Source organism: Methanosarcina sp. UBA5, from assembly GCF_002505485.1.
Taxonomy (GTDB): Archaea; Halobacteriota; Methanosarcinia; order Methanosarcinales; family Methanosarcinaceae; genus Methanosarcina.
Genome location: NZ_DAVG01000134.1, coordinates 1 through 3971 on the forward strand (window position 1 = coordinate 1; position 3971 = coordinate 3971).

The 3971-nt window shown below is 40.2% G+C and carries 1 protein-coding gene and 1 tRNA gene; one reads left to right on the top strand and one right to left on the bottom strand.

Annotation, left to right across the window (positions count from 1 at the left end; genetic code table 11):
- Window positions 1-522 precede the first annotated feature (522 nt).
- A complete protein-coding gene (locus BP621_RS16665; RefSeq protein ID WP_292391848.1) occupies window positions 523-3846 on the top strand; it encodes a PAS domain-containing sensor histidine kinase in 3324 nt (1107 codons plus the stop codon).
- A 9-nt stretch (window positions 3847-3855) separates the two neighbouring features.
- Here BP621_RS16665 and BP621_RS16670 read toward each other — a convergent pair.
- A tRNA-Leu gene (locus BP621_RS16670) sits at window positions 3856-3940 on the bottom strand.
- Window positions 3941-3971 lie beyond the last annotated feature (31 nt).

Genomic DNA, 3971 nt, shown 5'->3' on the forward strand with positions numbered 1-3971 from the left:
TCCTTATTATTTAGTCCTGTATGTTGGATCTACCCGAAGATATGAACGATCAGATTGAAAGCGTGAAAATCTTTCTTATAACACAGAATCTTACTGGAACGCCATAAGAATTGAAGACCCAACATATGAGTATGGATTAAAACGGTTTTATCTGAGCTGATCATCAAAATTGTTTCTCTAGACCTCAAATGTGGGACAATAAATCAAAATCAAACTTTGAGATCGTGAAAACAAGTCTGAAAACTCTTATGAATTTGGGAATCAAATTGATTTGAATATAAAATCGTGCAATATAGACACGCTTATTTGTCCAGTTAAATCATTTTTTCGGTGCCTACTAGCGATTATTTACTCCTGTCTTGACACCCAGATTTTTCTTACGTTTTTATACTAACGTATATATAATAAAAACAGAATTAATATTAGTTTAACAATTTGAATATTTCTATTATTACTGCTTATCAGTAGATATTTTACCGTCAAAAAACGAAAAACGAAAAAAAGCCTGAAGGGGAAAAATGGATGGAACATTTTCCTGCAACGAATCCAAATCCTGTGCTCAGTGTGGAAAAGGATGGGACAGTTCTTTACTCAAATGAGGCTAGTAAACCATTATTGCATGAATGGGGCGCGAAAGTCGGGGATAAACTGCCTTCGAGTATCGTAGATATTGTGCAAAAAGTAATTACCCAGAACAATCCAGAAAAAATGGAAGTTAAAGCAGGTATAAGAATTTACTTGATAGTGTTTCATCCTCTACCGAAGCAAGGATGCGTAAATATTTCTGGATTCGATATAAGTAAACAGAAAGAGATTGAAGGAAAACTTCGGGAGAGTGAGAAGAAATATCGTATCGTAGCCAATAACACCTTCGACTGGGAGTTTTGGCTGGGCCCTGATTGCCGTTTCCTGTACATGTCGCCTTCTTGTGAGCGGTTCACAGGATACGCTGTCTGGGAATTCATGGACAACCCTGATCTGCTTCAAGGAATAATACATCCGGATGATCGGCAGGCATTTATCCAGCATAAGCAGGATACGTCACCGAGTAGACATGGTGATATCGAGTTTCGCATTATAACAAAAGATGGCGAAATACGATGGATTCACCACCTGTGCCAGCCCTTATACGATGGTAAGGGATGCTACGCTGGAAACCTGGGCAGCAATCGCGACATCACCGAGCGCAAACAGGCTGAGGAAGCGTTACGGGAGAGCAAGGCAAGGATCGAAAGTATCTTCAGGAGCTCTCCAGTCGGCATTGGTGTTGTAGTCAACCGCATTATCACGGAAGCTAATGAGCGGTTATGTGAGATGACGGGCTACTCGAGGGAGGAGCTACTGGGCAAGAGTGCTCTAACGCTGTATCCGACAGAGGAGGAGTATGAGCATGTGGCCCGGGTCAAGTATAGCATGATTGAAGATCACGGCACGGGATACGTGGAGACACACTGGCAGCGCAAGGACGGTTCCGTTTTTGATATCCTCCTGAGTTCGTCACCCATCGTTTTGGGAGACCTGTCCGGAGAAATAACGTTCACTGCACTGGATATTACCCAACGCAAGCGGGCAGAGGAAGCTCTCAGGTTCTCAAATCTTTATAATCGTAGCCTTATTGAAGCTAGCCTGGATCCTTTAGTAACCATTGGGCACGATGGTAAGATTACGGATGTGAATTGTGCTACAGAAGAGGTTACAGGATATTCTAGAAATGAGTTGATTGGGACTGATTTTTCAGATTACTTCACTGAGCCTGAGAAAGCCCGTATAGGATATCAAAAGGTATTCAAAGATGGTGAAGTTCGGGATTATCCTCTAGATATTAAGCATAAGGAAGGAAATATAACTCCAGTTTTGTATCATGCTTCAGTTTATAGAGACGAGGATGGTAAGGTTATTGGGGTCTTTGCAGCTGCGCGTGATATTATTGAACGTAAGAAAGCAGAAGAAGCTCTTAAAAAAGCACATGACACTTTAGAAGAAAAAGTTAAAGAGCGTACAGTTGAACTTCAGGAAGCTTATAATTCGCTGAAAGAAAGTGAGACAGGTCTTGCTGAAGCTCAAAAGATGGCTCATATTGGAAATTGGGATTGGAATATTGCAACTGATAAAGCCTACTGGTCTGAGGAAATGTATCGTATTTTTGGACGTGATTCTCAAAAATTAGCACCACCTTATAATGAATTTTTAAATTACATACATCCAGATGATCGAGACTATGTGGATAGTGCCCTTAAGAAGGCAACTGTAAAAGAAAAAATTTCCAGTATTGAATATAGGATTGTCTTGGTTAGTGGGGAAGAGCGTGCAGTTCATATGCAATCTGAAATTATTTTTGATGAAAAAAACACTCCTATCCGAGCAAAAGGAATAATTCAGGACATTACAGAGAGTAAAAGAGCAGAAGAGAAAATTCGGATACTTGCGAATGCTGTTGAATCATCGAGTGATGCTATTATAACTGTGTCTCTTGACGGTATTATTACAAGCTGGAACAAGGCTGCAGAGCAGGTTTATGGTTATTCATCACAGGAAGTCATTGGAAAGAGCGTATCCATCCTGGCTCCATCCCATCTACGTGAAGAATCAAAAAAATTAATTGAAATAGTTAGACACGGAGAAAAAGTCCACCAATATCAGACTTTACGGTTAAGAAAGGATGATACAATAATAAGTGTTTCAATTACTTTTTCTCCTGTCTTTGATATCACTGGAAAGCTTGTGGCTATCTCAGGTATTGTAAGAGATATTACTGAGCGTATCAAAGCGGAAGAAGCGTTGCGTGAGAGTGAGTCACGCCTTCGCCAGTTTTACGAATCGGACATGTTCGGCGTATTTTATTTTAATCTTGATGGGTCGGTCACCGATGCCAATGACAAATTGCTGGAAATTATAGGTTACACGCGCGCGGACTTGCAGGAAGGGATGATTAATTGGAACAAGATGACTCCTCCTGAGTACCGATCCCTAGATGAGCGATCTATTGCTGAACTGAAAACCTTTGGTGTAAAAGAACCCAAAGAAAAGGAATACATTCGCAAAGATGGCTCACATGTACCTGTCATTGTTGGAATAGCTGCCTTCGATCAGGTACGCAATGAAGGTATAGCCTTTGTTCTCGATATTACCGAGAAAAAAAAGGCAGAAGAAGCTCTTGAAAATATCGAGATTGCCCGTAAGAAAGAAATCCATCACAGAATCAAAAATAACCTCCAAGTTATATCTTCTCTCCTTGATCTTCAGGCTGATAAGTTCGCTAACCTGAAAGTTATTGAGGCTTTCAGGGAAAGCCAGAACCGAGTTATATCTATGGCTCTTATCCACGAAGAACTTTATAAAGGAGAAGGAACCGATACATTAGATTTCTCAACGTACATCAGAGAGTTAGCTGAAAACCTTTTCCAGACTTATAGACTTAGTGGCAAGAATATCCACTTAAACATGAATCTGGAAGAGAATGCATTCTTTAATATGGATACCGCTGTCCCTCTAGGAATAATTGTTAATGAGCTAATTTCCAATTCTCTTAAACATGCATTTCCTGGCAGAGATAAAGGAGAAATTCGAATTAAACTCTGTAGAGAAGAAAGAAAAGGCAAAGGGGAAGGCAGTAAGAGTGACAGTTTTACTCTGACCGTCTCAGACAATGGTGTAGGCATTCCTAAAGATCTTGAAATTGAGGACCTTGATAGTCTTGGCATACAACTGGTAATCACCCTTGTAGATCAGTTAGATGGGGAACTTGAACTGAAAAAGGATAATGGGACGGAATTAACTATAAGATTTACAGTGACAGAAATAGATAATCTGGCTCAAGTCGACTTAAAATCACAAGAAAATGTATAAAAAAGTTAGTGCGAGGGGTGGGATTCGAACCCACGAAAACCTTCGTTACCAGATCTTAAGTCTGGCGCCTTTGACCTAGCTGGGCAACCCTCGCATATTTGACGATACTTTTTTACCTTTTTGTC